Genomic DNA, 16758 nt, shown 5'->3' on the forward strand with positions numbered 1-16758 from the left:
GGGAAGGCGCCACGGGAGCTCTATTACCAACGGATGTTAACATGAAGACATCACGAGAGCTCAATCGCCAACAGATGTTAACGATTTTGGGAAGAATTACTCCGCCGTGAGCCTTTCGGATGCCGAATGCGAAGCATACTCCGGCGCATAGGCACACTGAATAGTGGCCAGGCCCGTTTCGTAGGTTCCGCCGCGGGCAATGCGATAGCTGTGTTCCAGGATATATACGCCCTTGCCCAGATGGTCGAAGAAGAAGTTGGTTGCCGCATCTTCCACCTCTACATAATAGCCGAAGCCATTACTCCAACGGTAGCCGGAAAGCGCGCCGACGGGTTCGAAGCATGCGCCGCGCTGGTCTTTCAGTTGAACGAAGTCCATGGCACGATCCAAGCTGATGGTCAGGCGCGAAACAACCTTATCGCCTACCGACAACTGTGCAGCATCGGTTATCGGCTGCAAGGACTTCTGTCCGTTGGCAGCAACGCGCTCTACATACAGTTTCTTTTCTACATTCAGCTCACCGCCCTGCTGCTTCACATCGGAGATGGGTGACAAATACTGGGCGTAGACAGCCCCCCAGGCAATGCCTGCATCGCGCTTCTCTACCGTGATGGACTTTGCTTTCAATTCAGGACTGCCTTGTGTAAAGGTTTCCTTGATGTAACCCAATCCGGGAACAGTGGTCTTGGCAGGCTGTAATGTTTCCAGTACTTTATGTCCCAAAGTGATACGCACATCGCCACGGCTTTCCAGCAAATCAGTGCCCTGGCAAAGCAGCGCATAAACGGCATCGGCCGTAGCAACCGGAGAATTCCAGCTGGTGGTCTGCTTCTGTTTCAGCAGCCACAGCTTCATCTCTTCGACCAGCGCATCGTTGCCACCTGCCATGCGCAGCGCTTCCATGACTTCGACGTGGGCGGGAATGGGCAGCATGTTCCAGCTATAAGGACTGTCGTAGAAGGCAAAGTGCGCGCCTATCTCGTCCGTCTGCACCAGATGCTCTTTGATGGATGCGATAAACTCGTCAGCTTCGGCCGTGCGACCCGCTGCGCGCAGGATGATGGCGGCCTGTGCCTTGTACACCATCGTTCCGCCCGCAAGGCCTCCGCCTACCTTCGAGAGGAAGTAGCGACGGGCCGCCTGATTCTGGGCAGGCACCTTCTCGCCACCAAGAGCTACGAGGTAGAGGTACTGCATGGCACCATCCGAAAGCGTAGTGATCCGGGCACCGTTCTTTTCTGCCTTGCGGAGGTTTCGGTATTCTTCCAAAGCCTCTTTATGCAAATAGGAGAAAGCATCCCGGCGCATCTCCGCAACTTCCGAGGGAAGCGCCTTATGGGTCAGTAGCGGCAGGCGTACCAGCAGTTCGGTGATGTAGGCAGTGACGAATCGGCTGCCCGTCATCCCCTGATACCAGCTCCAGGCACCATCGGCACCCTGCAATTCTTTCAGCTTGGTGAAGGCGGAAAGATTGCGGTTATTCAGCAGATTGATATCGAACAAAGTGGCAATGCGTGCCCGCTGTTCGGCCTCGGTAGTAGCTTCCAGCAACCAGGGCGATTCATCGAGCAGGATATTCTTCACATCCTGATTCTTCTCCAGTTGGCTGAGGAAGGTTTCCTTCGTTCCGCCGGTAGCTTTCCAACTGTCGAAGACCGCTTTGATGCGCGGCTGACTGTTGGCAATGAAGCCTGCCAGACTGTTGGCATAATAAGCCGTGGCCCAGGAAATAGCGTTATCTCCACCCGGCAGGCTGAGCACCGGCAAGGCTTGTACGGCATACCATGCAGGGTTTCCGGTGAACTCCACCGTCAGTCGGCGGTCGGTGGCCGTGCGGCTGTTACGATTGAAGAGGCTGTCCAAAGAGAAGGTGCGGGTCTGCTCACCACGAACGGGCATGGCAAGGGTTTCGGTGATATATACTTTGTTGCTCAATACGGGCAGCAAGTGTTGCTCACCGTCGCTGAACGTACCGCCATCGGCCACGATGCGCACGCCGAGCAGGTCGTAGCGGTCGGTCACGTCGAAACGGAAGTTGACAGCAGCTGTTCTGCCGGCTTCTACGGCGAATGGTTCGCGACGGGTGAGGATCACTTTCTCCGTCATCGGGTCGAAAAGGGTAAGCGTGGCTGTTCCCTTCACAGACTTGGCGGTCTGGTTGGCGATGGTGGCGGCAATCTGCGTCCGGTCGCCTACGCGGACAAAGCGCGGCGTGTTGGGGGTGAGCATGAACTCCTTGGCAGTAACGACGGAGGCATCAAGCTGCCCCGTCATCATGTCCTTGGTATGCGAGTAGCCGCGGAAGTTCCAGCGGGTCAGGCTTTGGGGCATGGTGAAGGAGAAAGCAATCTCGCCCTGCTCGTTGGTACGAAGCTGGGGATAGAAGAAGGCTGTCTCGGCAAAGTTGGTGCGGAGGTCGGGGGCGGGAGGCAACGTTCCACCATCGGTTGATATAACTTCTTCCTCAAAGAGCGCCATGTCTTCATCGCCGCGATCTTCAACAGTAACGAGCGAAGCTTTACCTGCCATAGCCTGCTCCATTGCTGAACCACCGGCAGGAATCGGGCTCACTCCACGTATCTTCAATCCTCCGGTCACAGAGTTGGTACGCGTACTTGCATAACCTATCACCACAGCATCTTCTGCAAACAAACCGCTTATTGCCGAATAGAAATGGTCGAAGCGCCAAGCGGGTACCTTCCACGACTTCGTCGGGAAATGAGGGGCATACATTGTGCCGGAAACATTGCTTTCGTTCCAAGAGAAGTAAGGAAGGTAACGGCTAAAGAACACACGGAGCGACTGATACCGGTTGTAAATCTGATCGAGCGACGCATCGTACATCGTTGCCAGCATCTCGGCCATCGCCGGGCTGCCTTGCGGCGTCTTGATGACAAGCTTCCACTCTTCTTCCTGACCGGGGCGCAAGCGGTCGCGGAACACTTCCCACTTCATGCTGAGCGTACGGTCGGGCAAGCGCTTCTGCAACTCTACCCGGCGGGTAAAGAGTATGTTGTCCTTGACAAAAGAAAGCAACACGGATATGCCCTCACCATACTCTTCCTTATAAAGATATTCCATACGGGCTATCGAGTCATTCAGCACCATCGTGCTGCTTGCTATACGTCCTCTTTTCCCAAATACATCTACCAGCACATACGCATCCTTATAAGAAGTACCGAAATAGAAGACAGCCGGATGAGCGGCATCGAACTCAGTATTCTTCTCATAGAGGAAGTTTTCCATAAATACAGCCGGACGCGTATCTGTCTGAGAGAACAGGACAATATCCGTAGAATCTCCTTTCACCTCCTTGCCGGCAGCATCGCGCGCAGACAGAATCAGACGATATTCACCGGAGGGCAACTGCTTCCAAGCCGCAAAGTCCTTCCTTTCACCCGAAGTAAATGTACTTTCGTAGACCGGCATCTTGCCTCTCTCCCCGGTCCGAGCATTGGTTACCGGATAGAGGCGGCAGGTGCCTTGCATGGCAAGAACCTGGCTGTTTGCATTCTCTATGGTCAATCTTGCCGTCAGGGAATCTTCCTTGCAGAGTTCACGATTGATGTCGGTAGTAAAGGTATAGGCATTCCACGAAGCAGCCAGGCTATACTGTGCCGACTGCGTTTCACCCGCATCATCCGTCACTACTGCTTCTACCTTATAGATATAGGAGCCTCCCCGTGCCAAGTTCTCCCTTTCAGCCGGCTTCAGAACCACCGGAATGGAGAAGTTTCCCTCTGCATCCAGTTGCAGTGTGTCCGAAGCAAGAGGTGCCTGCTGCTGATTCCAAATATTCCATCTATCACCGCGAGTAATGGTATACACCAACGGCACTTCCTGCACCGCCACGCAACTATACGCCTTCACATTGCCCGTAACGTTCACTGTATCACCCAAGATGTAAGCCTCTTTCACGGGGTTGAAGGTGATATCGAACGTAGGACGCTTGTACTCTTCCACTCTGATTGAAACGGAACTTGAATTTTTCACATCGATGGTAAAGTTGCCATTCAGGCAAGCAGTGGGAAGCACAAAATCGGCCGTAAAGGAACCGAACTCGTTGGTACGGACCTCTTTCTGAGCCACCTCTTTGCGGTTTACGTCCAGCAACCGCACCTGATATGCCTTGCCTTCGAGCACGTGTGCCGTATCGGCAGCCTGTTCATAGGCGACACCTTTTACATAAACGGTTTGTCCGGGGCGGTACAAAGCACGGTCTGTCAATAAAGTAAGGTGCTCCTGCGGGCGTCCGTCATTGCGCTCGTAAGCTCCGCCCATGTAGATGCGTTGCGGCAGCATGGCACAATCCGTACCTTTGCGGGCCACGTAGCTGCGGATGCTCTTGTTCCATGACAGGATGGCTTTGCCTTGGGCATCGGTGGTAACTTCGGCCAGTACCGAACGATCTTTTTCGTCAAAAGCCGAATAGAAGCTGACTTTGGTTTCCGGGATGGGTTGTCCGCTACGGGCATCCAGGGTCACAACTTCCATTTTATTGTCCGGCAAGCCCAAAGTGAGAACCTTGAAACGGCTCGATACCAGGAAATTGTCTGCCGTATGGGTAGTACCTGCATCGGGCACCACCTGCAAGATATAAACTCCCACTTCATCCGGTACTTGCAGTTTGAACTCTGTGTTCGAATACTGATAAGGCAAATTCTCCGGAGTGACATCAGCCTTGGGTATCGGCTTCAAATCAAAATGTGTAGCAGATACTTTGCGAGCATGCTTCTGATAGAATGCCTTGTTGATTCCGGTGTCCATCCAGGGCACTTCGGACAAATCCGTGCGATACAGGTTCAAGGTGAATCCGCCCAGATTGCGGTACTGTACATTCAGGCTCAGCGAATCGCCGGGATAGATGCCTTTCGATGCATTGACATAAAGCTGCGGCTGCAAGATACTTTCGCGGATATTCTTCAGCTCGTCAATGCGCTTGTAGGATGGGTAACGCTTCAATCCTTCGTCACAAACCAGGAGGGCTTCGGATATGCGGTTCACCCCTGCAGTACGCAGGTAGGTTGCTTTGCCGATATATGCTTCGGCACAGACTTCCCGCGAACCATATTCCTGTATCAGGTCGTTCAATGCCTTGAGATATTCTTCACCGACCTGCACTTTCCGCTCACGGAAGGTTTCATAAGGTTCGGGCTCCATGCCTCCTGTCGTTTTCCATTTCCAGTAGTCCAGCGAACAGAGCAGCACGGCATCTTCGGCACCGGTACGACGGTAAGTGTTTATCATGCCCTCGTAGATGCTGTTGACCCGGGTACGCACCAAGGAATCCACATCGAAACCGTTCAAGTCCTGATACGTAGCAATCGCCCGGCTTGCCAGCAGGTGGTACATATCGTGCTGATAGAAGCGGCTGCCGTCTTCCAATATCACAAAAGGCACATACGCCCGGGCAGACACTTCCAGCAAGCGGATAGAGTCTTGCAAGGAAGCACGGTTGTGCTCATCTATTTTCGCAATGAACTGGCTGGCAGTCCATTCACGGATATCCGCAGGGGCTTCGTCTACATCCAGCAAAGTGCGGTTCTGCAACGTACGACGGTTGTTTAGCATAAAGTCGGCATACCCGCGTGCCAACAAAGAGTGCAGGATAGCTTTGTTCACCGAGTCCTTCTCTCTTTGCGCCCAAAGTTCCATATTCTTTAGGTTGGTGTAAAGGCTGTCCGGGGTCAGGCTCTCCTGAGACTCTTCCCGACATATATATGCCTTCAGCATCTGCGGGGCATTCTGTTCCCGCTCAGCTTTCCGATAGATTTCATCGGTCAGTTTTATCACAGTCTGGGGCAAGCTCTTCTTCTGCGCCTGCTCTACTTGTTTCCATAATTTGTCGTACGACTGCGCACGCAATGCCGGTAATCCGAATACTGCCAGCAGCAACAGCATGCTACAAAATCTTTGAATCTGTTTCATCATTATTCGTTTGTTAGTCTATGTATTAATAACAAAGGAAACGAATAAAGTTCAAACAAATGTACTTTTATCCTTAATTTTTCTTGATAGGTACAAAAATGGGGGATGTACTTTCAATCGGTACATCCCCCACTCTTATAATAAATTAGTGTGCTCACATTTGGAGACTATAATACTTCATTGCCTCCATCCAGTTCTTACCGGCTTTGGTAAGAATACTCTTAAATGAATTAACAATTTTCTTCTTCATAATCTTAAAAATTAAACTAATACCTAAACTAAAGCTTTGTCCCCGAAAGGACGCCGCCGTTTTTTACTTCTCCAGGGTATAACCCATCTTCAACATTTCATTCCGACCAACTTCGGCAAGAATGTGTCTCAATGATTTCATAATCTTCTTTTTCATAACCTCAAAAATTAAACTAATACCTGAAAACTAATCTTTAATACTCTCAACGAAAGGGGATGTATGCTTAAAGCATTACATAACCCCAAATGTTCTTATCGGCTTCACCGATGTGCTTAAATAAATTCTTTAACTTTTTCATTTTGTTATCCTCCTAAAATCAATCTTGTTATCCTTAAAAAAAACTTGTTATCCTATTGTTTTCATGTTTAACAACACAAAAATAGAGCCTTTGTTCAAGATAACAAGCAAAAATAGACAGAAAAGTATGTTTTATAACATATTTCTTGATGTACGTCAATTATTCCGAAGTTACAACAAAAGAAAGGTACGGAAAAGGAAGGAAGCAGAGCCTTTTTGGCAGAGACGGGACAAACTGTCAGAGACAAAAAAGCAGGGTACCTTTTGAGAAAGCACCCTGCTTATACCTTATTATATAGGTTATTTCTGTTCTTATTTCTCCGGAGTCTGTTCCAGCGTAGCTACCAGGAAGTCGTAGAACTTGGCTACAGTAGGAATCAGTGCACGTTCATCCGGTGAGTGCGGAGAACGCAAGGTAGGACCGAAGGAAATCATATCGAGTCCCGGACAGTTGGCACCGATAATACCGCACTCCAGTCCGGCATGGATTACTTTCACTGCGGGCTCTACACCGAATTGTTGCTTATAGGACAGCTTCATGGCATGCAGAATCGGAGAATCCACATTAGGCTGCCAGCCGGAATAACCGCCGCTAAGCTCTACCTTCATGCCAGCCATGGCGAAGCAAGCGCTCAAGCTGTCGGCCAGGAAGTCCTTCATAGTATCGCAAGAGCTACGCGCCAGGATACGTACTTCGGCCTTGCCTTCGCCAATGATGACGATAGCCAGGTTGGAAGATGTTTCAACCGTATCGGGCACAGTCGGTATCATACGCATCACGCCATTCTGACAAGCCATCAGGACGCTAATCATATTATCCTGGATTTCCGTAGGAACAACAGCAGCAGGCATGGCTACTTCTTCCATCGTCAGCGTGATGCCGCTTTCAATCGGATTGTATTCGTCATTGAGCTGTGCCTCGTATTCCTTGATGTAGTCTTCCAAGCCTTCCATATCTTCGGGATTGAACACCAGCACGGCGTGTGCTTCACGCGGAATGGCATTACGCATATTTCCGCCTTCAAAACTTGCCAGTTGGGAATCGAATTCTATCAGTAAATCGTGTGTCACGCGTGCCAGCAACTTGTTGGCATTGCCGCGCCCCTCGTTGATTTCCAGACCGGAGTGTCCGCCACGCAGACCTTTCAGTGTGATTTGGCGGGCAACGAAACCGGCAGCCGGTGCTTCTTCCTTATATTCCAGTGTAGCGGTAATGTCGAGGCCACCGGCACAGCCGATATAAAGTTCGCCTTCGTCCTCAGAGTCGAGGTTCAGCAGGATTTCTCCGTTCAGTGTCCCCGGCTTCAGGCCGAACGCGCCGTACATGCCCGTTTCTTCATCTTTGGTAATCAGTGCTTCCAGCGGACCGTGCTTCAGGCTGTTGTCTTCCAGAACTGCCATGATAGCAGCCACCCCCAAGCCATTGTCAGCGCCCAGCGTAGTGCCTTTGGCTTTCACCCAGTCGCCATCGATATAGGTTTCAATGGGATCTTTCGTAAAATCGTGAACGGTATCGTTGTTCTTTTGGGGCACCATATCCATGTGTGCCTGAAGGATGACGCCTTTGCGGTTTTCCATACCCGGAGTGGCAGGCTTACGGATAATAACATTGCCGACTTCATCGACAAATGACTCCAAGCCCAGACCTTTGCCGAAGTTAACCAAAAACTCGGTAATTTTTTCCATGTGTCCTGACGGACGGGGAATTTGGGTCAGTGAATAGAAATGCTTCCACACATTCTGTGGAGCTAACTGTAAGATTGTACTCATAATGCTAAGAATTAGTTTTCGCAAATATAACAGTTATATTTCAAAAATCCGCATTCGGTCATGTTTAAATTAGCATGATTGCCGGGTCTACACCGCTATACCGGCCTCCTTGTCCGAATTATGCATGGCCTTACGTGAATTCGGAAGAAGGAAATGCATAAATCCCTACTTTTATCCCTCATTCTTCCCCACTTTTGATATAGAAATGAATGAAATGATAAACATGAGTATCTCAAACTCTCCCGCCTGAAAGGGGGAGTACCCCGCTTGCGGGGGGAGGGAGTCTAGCATCAGCGAAGGATAACTTTGTATTGTGAGCCCCCTGCGGATGTGAGACCCTGCGGATGTAAGACCCCTCCGCCCTACGGGCACCTCCCCTTTCAGGCGGAGGAGTTGGAGATACTCTTGCTCATAACCTGTCAGAAGCGAATGGAATCTCAGCCTGTAGTAGTTCAAAACGCCAGAGGTTGCGACTGATACAGAATACGCTATATATTAAATGTTTATAGAAGGCCTGCGAAAGACTAACTGAAAACATGGTAAGAACTACCCCCGGAAACAGCAAAAACTGAACACAAAGTTACTAAATACTATTCTTACTACAGCTATATAAGTTTCTTACAACAACTGTCGTAAGAAAACAACATTACTATCGTAAGAAAACTACATGGATGTAGTAAGATTAATAAGTAGCAACTACAGTCCTAATCGTTAGCAAGTTTACTGTCAGTTATCAGGCTGTTTAGGGATAATTTTATTATAACGTGAGTTCGATATAGGATGATTGACTCATATCCGACAGGTTATAAGCAAGAGTATCTCAAACTCTCCCGCCTGAAAGGGGAGGTGCCCGTAGGGCGGAGGGGTTTTACATCCGAAGGGACTTATCTATTGCAAAGTTACTCTCTGCTTATGTAAGACCCCCTCCCCCCTACGGGGTACTCCCCCTTTCAGGCGGGAGAGTTTGAGATACTCATGTTTATCATTTCATTCATTTCTATATCAATATGAGTCAATCATCTTATATCGAACTCACATTATTTTTAACGAAAAAGAAACAGACATCTAACGAAATAGAGACAGGACTCTACGAGTATGAACTTCCTACTCCGGCAGATTAAACATCACAAATCATCAATAAACAAATTTGCGACAAAGCAAACGGTCTTTGGGTATTCGATCATATACTTATTTATTTTCTTGTACCTCATGATAAACCACTACTGATATCCATGCATGGCACAAATGATAGAAATGTGAACCATCATGTATTCCGCTAACCTATATGCCTGTATGAGAGGTGCAACCACCCCCAAACGCCCAGCACAATAACCAGCAACGTCTGTATGCCATGCACAATCAGTGCAAAGACACCGGCATCCGTAGCATTCACGCCATAAAGCATCATCATGGTGATGACGGCAAAGTGCCACGGCCCTGCCCCGTTGGGTGTAGGAACGATGACAGCAAAAGTTCCGCCGACAAACATCACCAATGCGGCAAGGAAACTGAGGTGCTCTGTGAATTGGAAGCAATAGAAAGTAATATAGAAATGGTAAAAGTAGCAAACCCAAATAAGTAAGGTATAAAGAACGAACAACGGGACGTTCTTCACATTCCGGAGCGACATCACACCTTCCCACACATTCAGTGCAATCCCCTTTACTTTCTCAAAGAAAGAAAGCATGCGCAGCAGGTAATACAAAAGCACGCACACACCGATGATACAGAAAAGAACGACATAGAACCAGGGAGACGTCACCAGATGCACCAGCGAAGGTATTTTTGTTCCCGTTTCTTCGAAGAACTGAAGAAAGACGGGCATCTGTACCAGAAAAGTAATTCCGGTAATCAAGAGAATGCATAGCGTATCGACCAGTCGTTCGGTCACCACCGTGCCGAGGGATTTTGCAAAAGACACATTGTCATATTTGGCAAGCACCCCACAGCGGGAAACCTCTCCCACACGGGGCAATATCAGATTCGTGGCATAAGATACAAAGATGGCATCCACACAATCGCTCGTTTTGGGATAGGCATCCAGCGGCTCCAATGTCTGTTTCCAACGCCATCCGCGGAACACATGGCACATAACGCCAAAGAACAACGAAAATGACATCCACCACCAGTTTGTACCGTGCAGAAGCACCTCTTCGGCTCTTGCAAAGTCAAAATCACGATACACCCAATAGAGGATAAAGCCGCCTAACAGAATGGGTAAGACAACTTTCAATGTCTTTTTTAATAGTTTATTCATCTTGAATTCGTCATTCTTCAAAATTAAGGATTACCTTTGCTCCGCGAAGGCAGACTGTATCTCAGTACAAAATTCTTAATGACGGGGTACAACCTGCATTCGCGGAGCAAAAGTAACGATTTAGTTGATACATGAGATTAGTTAAACCCAAAAAGTTTCTCGGCCAACATTTCCTGAAAGACCTGAAGGTGGCGCAGGACATTGCCGACACGGTGGACGCTTGTCCCGGATTACCCATTCTGGAAGTAGGTCCGGGCATGGGCGTACTAACCCAGTTTCTTCTTCCTAAAGAGCGCATGGTCAAGGTAGTAGAGGTAGACTACGAGTCGGTGGCTTATCTGCGCGAGTCCTATCCGCAACTGGAGGATTGCATCATTGAGGACGACTTCCTCAAGATGAACCTGCAACGATTGTTCGGCGGACAGCCCTTTGTACTGACGGGAAACTATCCTTATAACATATCCAGCCAGATATTCTTCAAAATGCTGGACAACAAAGACCTGATACCGTGCTGCACGGGCATGATACAAAAAGAGGTTGCCGAACGCATTGCCGCCGGACCGGGCAGCAAAACATACGGCATCCTGAGTGTGTTGATACAGGCATGGTATAAGGTGGAATACCTATTCACCGTACATGAGCATGTATTCAACCCGCCTCCGAAAGTGAAAAGTGCAGTCATCCGCATGACGCGCAATGACACGCAGGAACTGGGATGCGACGAAAAGTTGTTCAAGCAGGTGGTGAAGACCACCTTCAACCAACGGCGCAAAACGCTGAGAAATTCAATAAAGCCGATACTTGGAAAAGACTGCCCGCTGACGGAAGATGTTTTATTCAACAAACGCCCGGAGCAGCTCTCGGTACAAGAATTCATCAATTTGACGAATGGAGTGGAAAAGGCACTGAAGGAGATTAATGAGAAACAAAGAAATGAATAAATGATAATGTCCTATGGAAATAGACCAAGAATACATAGACAAAGTCAAAAGCCTTATTGAGCAGAAAGACGCCGACAATGTAAAGTCGCTTTTGACCGACCTCCATCCGGCGGATATTGCAGAACTGTGCAACGATCTCGATCCGGAAGAGGCACGCTTCGTTTATCGCCTTCTCGACAATGAAACGGCCGCCGACGTATTGGTGGAAATGGACGAAGACGTCCGGAAGGAATTCCTGGAACTCCTCCCTTCAGAAACCATCGCCAAGCGCTTTGTGGACTATATGGACACGGACGATGCCGTAGACCTGATGCGCGAGCTCGATGAAGACAAGCAGGAAGAAATCCTCTCGCACATCGAAGACATCGAACAGGCCGGAGACATCGTAGACTTGCTGAAGTACGACGAAGACACCGCCGGTGGTTTGATGGGTACGGAAATGGTAACCGTCAACGAGAATTGGAGTATGCCGGAATGCCTGAAAGAGATGCGCCTGCAAGCCGAAAAGCTCGACGAAATCTATTATGTATACGTCATCGACGATGAAGAACGCCTGCAAGGTGTCTTCCCGTTGAAGAAAATGATCACTTCCCCCTCCGTCTCCAAAGTGAAGCATGTGATGCGGAAAGATCCTATCTCCGTCCATGCAGATACCCCTATCGACGAAGTGGTACAGACAATCGAGAAGTACGACTTGGTGGCAGTCCCCGTTGTCGACAGCATCGGACGCCTGGTCGGTCAGATTACCGTGGACGACGTGATGGATGAGGTACGCGAACAGTCCGAACGTGACTATCAGTTGGCATCCGGTTTGTCTCAGGACGTAGAAACGGACGACAATGTGATGCGCCAGACCTCAGCCCGCCTTCCGTGGCTGCTCATCGGCATGATAGGCGGTATAGGCAACTCCATGATATTGGGTAACTTCGACGCAACTTTTGCCGCTCATCCCGAGATGGCTCTCTACATCCCGCTGATTGGCGGTACGGGCGGAAACGTGGGAACCCAGTCTTCGGCCATCGTCGTGCAGGGTCTTGCCAACAGCTCGCTGGATGCCAAAGATACCTTCAGACAGGTGACCAAAGAAGCAGTGGTAGCGATTATCAATGCAACCATCATCTCCTTACTGGTATATATCTATAACTTTATCCGGTTCGGCGGCACGGCCACTGTCACTTATTCCGTATCTATCAGCCTCTTTGCAGTCGTTATGTTCGCCTCCATCTTCGGAACGCTGGTACCCATGACCCTGGAAAAGCTGAAAGTGGACCCAGCCATCGCCACCGGCCCCTTTATAGCCATTACCAACGACATTATAGGCATGATGCTATACATGGGTATCACCGTGTTGCTGTCGTAAAAACAAGAATCTTGAAAAAAAATCAAGTAAAAGTGTATGAAGTAATCATTTTATTTCATTAATTTGTAACCTAATGTAACCCGAACGGGAGAAACCCGTTTCTAAAAAAGTAAATACAATGACGGACACTCATGACACTAATCTCCCCGAAAAGCCGGCGGAATTAGAAGAAGAAAAGAAGGCAGCAGAGGTTTCTGAACCGGCAACAACAGAAACTCCCGCTGAGGAAATCGTTTCGGAAAAGCCGGTAGAGCCAGTTCAGAAGCTCACGAAGGAGGAAATCCTTGCCAAACTGAAAGAGGTTGCCGCAGATGTGGAAAACATCGCCAAACCGGAAATAGACAGTTTGAAGCAAGCTTTCTACAAAATACATAATGCTGAACAAGAAGCGGCCAAGAAACTGTTCGTTGAAAACGGAGGCGCCGTAGAGGACTTCATACCACAAGCAGACAGCGTGGAAGAGGAGTTCAAGAGTATCATGACCGTCATCAAAGAGAAAAGAAACGCACTGACTGCCGAAGTGGAGAAGCAGAAAGAAATGAATCTGCAAATTAAGCTTTCGATCATAGAAGAGTTGAAAGAACTGGTGGAATCTCCTGATGACGCAAACAAGAGCTATACGGAATTCAAGAAGCTGCAACAGCAATGGAACGAGGTAAAACTGGTGCCGCAAGCCAAAGTCAACGAACTCTGGAAAAACTATCAGCTTTATGTAGAGAAGTTCTACGACCTGCTGAAACTGAACAACGAATTCCGCGAATACGACTTCAAGAAGAACCTGGAAATCAAGACTCACCTCTGCGAAGCCGCCGAAAAGCTGGCAGACGAACCGGATGTGGTTTCCGCCTTCCACCAACTGCAAAAGCTGCACCAGGAGTTCCGCGATACGGGACCGGTCAGCAAAGAGTTGCGCGACGAAATATGGGCACGTTTCAAAGCGGCCTCTACCACCGTAAACCGCCGCCATCAGCAGCATTTCGAAGCTTTGAAGGAAACAGAGCAACACAATCTGGACCAAAAGACAGTGATCTGCGAAATCATTGAAGCCATAGACTATAAAGAGTTGACCAACTTCTCATCTTGGGAAAACAAGACTCAGGAAATCATTGCCTTGCAAAACAAATGGAAAACCATCGGCTTTGCTCCGCAAAAGATGAATGTGAAGATTTTCGAGCGCTTCCGCAAAGCATGCGATGAATTCTTCCGCAAGAAAGGCGAATTCTTCAAGGCGCTGAAGGAAGGCATGAACGAAAACCTGGATAAGAAACGTGCACTCTGCGAAAAAGCCGAAGCATTGAAAGACAGCACCGACTGGAAGACCACTGCCGATGAATTGTCCAAGCTCCAAAAGGAATGGAAGACCATCGGTCCGGTAGCCAAGAAGTACTCGGATGCCGTTTGGAAACGCTTTATCTCCGCCTGCGATTATTTCTTCGAGCAGAAAAACAAAGCAACTTCTTCACAGCGTAGTGTAGAACAAGAGAATCTGGAAAAGAAAAGAGCCATTATCGAGAAACTGAATGGCATAGACGAAAGTACCGATACTGAAGAAGCCACCCAACAGGTGCGCGACCTCATGAAAGAGTGGAACAGCATCGGACACGTGCCTTTCAAAGAAAAAGATAAGATATACAAGCAGTATCACGGTCAGATAGACAAACTGTTTGAACGTTTCAATATCAGCGCTTCAAACAAGAAACTGAGCAACTTCAAGTCGAGCATCAATTCTATCCAGGAAGGCAGTCCGCAGGCTCTTTACCGGGAACGCGAGAAGTTAATGCGTACTTTCGAGAATATGAAGAACGAATTGCAGACTTATGAAAATAATCTCGGCTTCCTGACCTCCTCTTCCAAGAAAGGTAACAGCCTGCTGACGGAAATCAACCGCAAGGTAGAGAAACTGAAGGCAGATATTGAACTTGTGAAAGAGAAAATCAAAGTGATTGACGAAAACATCAAGAACGAAGGATAACGCAAGCTGACTTAATAAAAATGAAATCCGTCTCTATAAACTGCACCACAGTTTGAAGAGACGGATTTTTATTTACCCTATTTTAATGATGGAAAAGACGAATGCCGGTAAAGGCCATGGCAATGCCATACTTATCGCAAGTTTCAATAACATGGTCATCGCGTACAGAGCCTCCGGCTTGGGCGATATAGTCCACTCCACTCTTATGCGCACGCTCGATATTGTCGCCAAACGGGAAGAAAGCGTCCGAACCTAGAGCAACACCTTTCAGTGTGTCCAGCCATGCACGTTTTTCTTCGCGAGTCAGGACTTCCGGTTTCTCAGTGAAGAACTGTTGCCAAACACCATCAGCCAGCACATCTTCATGGTCATCACTGATATAAACATCAATCGTATTGTCACGGTCGGCACGGCGGATTTTCTCTACCCAAGGCAAGTTCAGCACTTTGGGATGCTGGCGTAAATACCATATATCGGCCTTATTGCCAGCCAGACGGGTACAGTGAATACGGCTCTGCTGTCCGGCACCGATACCGATAGCCTGGCCATCCTTTACGTAGCATACCGAATTGGACTGTGTATATTTCAAGGTAATCAGTGCAATCATCAAATCGCGTTTTGCAGCTTCCGGGAATTCCTTGTTCTGCGTCGGGATATTGGTGAACAGTTCATCGCCGTTCAGTTTGATTTCATTACGGCCTTGTTCAAAAGTGACTCCGAACACATCTTTATGTTCAATCGGAGCAGGCTTGTAATCGGGATTTATTTTAATCACGTTGTAAGTACCCTTACGCTTGTTCTTCAAGATTTCGAGCGCCTCTTCCGTATATCCCGGAGCAATGACGCCATCCGATACTTCCCGGTTGATGAAGCGTGCAGTGGCTTCGTCGCAAACATCACTCAAGGCGATGAAGTCGCCATAAGACGACATGCGGTCGGCACCGCGGGCACGTACATAGGCACTGGCAAGCGGAGAAAGTGGCAGATTGTCAACAAAATAAATCTTTTTCATTGTATCGTCCAGTTCCAGCCCTATTGCCGCACCTGCCGGGCTGACATGCTTGAATGAAGTTGCCGCCGGCATACCGGTAGCTTCTTTCAGTTCCTTCACCAACTGCCATCCGTTCAAAGCATCCATAAAGTTAATGTATCCCGGACGTCCATTCAGGACTTCGATAGGCAATTCCCCTTCCTGCATAAAGATGCGGGCCGGCTTCTGATTGGGGTTGCAGCCGTACTTGAGTTCTAGTTCCTTTGCCATAGTATTTTAATATGATTCGTTTTGCAAAACAGAGAAGCCCTACTAAGTTATCTTAGTAAGGCTTCTTATGGTTGGGCTACCTGGATTCGAACCAGGAATGACAGGACCAGAATCTGTAGTGTTACCATTACACCATAGCCCAATATTTCAGGTCATTTCTGTTTTGCGGTTGCAAAGATACAAAGATTTCTATAAACCAAAACAAAATCGGACATTTTTTTCTTAAAAATCTGATAAGACACCGTAATCCAAAGGATTATATAACTAAAAAAAATCAAAAATTGAAAGAGTTTTCCCCTTTTACGTGTTTGATATGAGAAATCAACGTATATTTGTCAACTGTTTTAATATAATAATGTATAATGAACGAAACGAAAAGACTGATTCAACAGATAACAGAAGGTATTCAAGATAAAAAAGGAAAGAAAATCGTCATCGCAGACCTTACCAAAATAGGCGATACAATATGCAACTATTTCGTCATCTGCCAAGGTAATTCCCCCAGCCAAGTGGCCGCCATTGTTGACTCCGTAAAGGATTTCACGCGTAAAGGTGCCGACACGAAGCCCTTTGCCGTGGACGGACTGCGCAATGCCGAATGGGTAGCTATGGACTATTCAGACGTATTAGTGCACGTATTCCTTCCTGAAACAAGGGAGTTCTATAACCTGGAGCACCTTTGGGCGGACGCCAAATTAACCCAAATCCCCGACCTCGATTAA

General features: G+C 48.3%; 8 protein-coding genes and 1 tRNA gene. 4 read left to right on the forward strand and 5 right to left on the reverse strand.

Translation table 11 applies throughout. The features are described 5' to 3' along the window. Positions 1-96: 96 nt before the first annotated feature. From AAE250_RS10175 to AAE250_RS10185, 3 genes are all read right to left on the reverse strand, one after another. Positions 97-5928: an alpha-2-macroglobulin family protein gene (locus AAE250_RS10175; RefSeq protein ID WP_294603408.1), complete on the reverse strand. Its 5832-nt coding sequence runs from the start codon at positions 5926-5928 to the stop codon at positions 97-99. 859 nt (positions 5929-6787) lie between these two features. After that, positions 6788-8245 (reverse strand): aminoacyl-histidine dipeptidase, encoded by a 1458-nt coding sequence (locus AAE250_RS10180; protein WP_294603405.1) that lies wholly within the window; start codon positions 8243-8245, stop codon positions 6788-6790. A gap of 1276 nt (positions 8246-9521) precedes the next feature. Beyond that, a complete protein-coding gene (locus AAE250_RS10185) occupies positions 9522-10502 on the reverse strand; it encodes a lysylphosphatidylglycerol synthase transmembrane domain-containing protein (protein ID WP_294595973.1) in 981 nt (326 codons plus the stop codon). A 131-nt stretch (positions 10503-10633) separates the two neighbouring features. On the opposite strand from AAE250_RS10185, the gene rsmA reads away from it, so the two are divergent. The 3 genes from rsmA to AAE250_RS10200 all read left to right on the forward strand — a co-directional run bounded on the left by rsmA (position 10634) and on the right by AAE250_RS10200 (position 14775). Then, complete coding sequence (gene rsmA, locus AAE250_RS10190) at positions 10634-11443, forward strand: 16S rRNA (adenine(1518)-N(6)/adenine(1519)-N(6))-dimethyltransferase RsmA (RefSeq protein ID WP_294595971.1); 810 nt, start codon at positions 10634-10636, stop codon at positions 11441-11443. Between the two features lie 13 nt (positions 11444-11456). Next, entirely contained in the window at positions 11457-12803 is a 1347-nt protein-coding gene (gene mgtE / locus AAE250_RS10195; protein WP_446715748.1) for a magnesium transporter, read from the forward strand. Positions 12804-12921: 118 nt separating this feature from the next. After that, complete coding sequence (locus AAE250_RS10200; protein ID WP_294595969.1) at positions 12922-14775, forward strand: DUF349 domain-containing protein; 1854 nt, start codon at positions 12922-12924, stop codon at positions 14773-14775. 82 nt (positions 14776-14857) lie between these two features. Here AAE250_RS10200 and AAE250_RS10205 read toward each other — a convergent pair whose 3' ends face one another. After that, positions 14858-16036 carry a phosphoribosylaminoimidazolecarboxamide formyltransferase gene (locus tag AAE250_RS10205; protein WP_294595967.1) on the reverse strand — a complete coding sequence of 393 codons (1179 nt, stop codon included), beginning with the start codon at positions 16034-16036 and terminating at the stop codon, positions 14858-14860. A 68-nt stretch (positions 16037-16104) separates the two neighbouring features. Continuing rightward, positions 16105-16178: transfer RNA gene (locus AAE250_RS10210), tRNA-Gln, on the reverse strand. Positions 16179-16398: 220 nt separating this feature from the next. Here AAE250_RS10210 and rsfS point away from each other — a divergent pair. After that, a complete protein-coding gene (gene rsfS, locus AAE250_RS10215) occupies positions 16399-16758 on the forward strand; it encodes a ribosome silencing factor (protein ID WP_294595965.1) in 360 nt (119 codons plus the stop codon).

The sequence above is a fragment of the Bacteroides sp. GD17 genome, from assembly GCF_038448625.1.
In the GTDB taxonomy this organism is placed as follows: Bacteria; Bacteroidota; Bacteroidia; order Bacteroidales; family Bacteroidaceae; genus Bacteroides.

What these genes read in the sequence shown, in the direction of transcription:
- rsmA (WP_294595971.1), top strand. Translation starts at nt 10,634, where the DNA reads ATGAGATTAGTTAAACCCAAAAAGTTTCTCGGCCAACATTTCCTGAAA.
- AAE250_RS10200 (WP_294595969.1), top strand. Translation starts at nt 12,922, where the DNA reads ATGACGGACACTCATGACACTAATCTCCCCGAAAAGCCGGCGGAATTA.
- rsfS (WP_294595965.1), top strand. Translation starts at nt 16,399, where the DNA reads ATGAACGAAACGAAAAGACTGATTCAACAGATAACAGAAGGTATTCAA.
- mgtE (WP_446715748.1), top strand. Translation starts at nt 11,457, where the DNA reads ATGGAAATAGACCAAGAATACATAGACAAAGTCAAAAGCCTTATTGAG.
- AAE250_RS10175 (WP_294603408.1), bottom strand. Translation starts at nt 5,928, where the DNA reads ATGAAACAGATTCAAAGATTTTGTAGCATGCTGTTGCTGCTGGCAGTA.
- AAE250_RS10205 (WP_294595967.1), bottom strand. Translation starts at nt 16,036, where the DNA reads ATGGCAAAGGAACTAGAACTCAAGTACGGCTGCAACCCCAATCAGAAG.
- AAE250_RS10180 (WP_294603405.1), bottom strand. Translation starts at nt 8,245, where the DNA reads ATGAGTACAATCTTACAGTTAGCTCCACAGAATGTGTGGAAGCATTTC.
- AAE250_RS10185 (WP_294595973.1), bottom strand. Translation starts at nt 10,502, where the DNA reads ATGAATAAACTATTAAAAAAGACATTGAAAGTTGTCTTACCCATTCTG.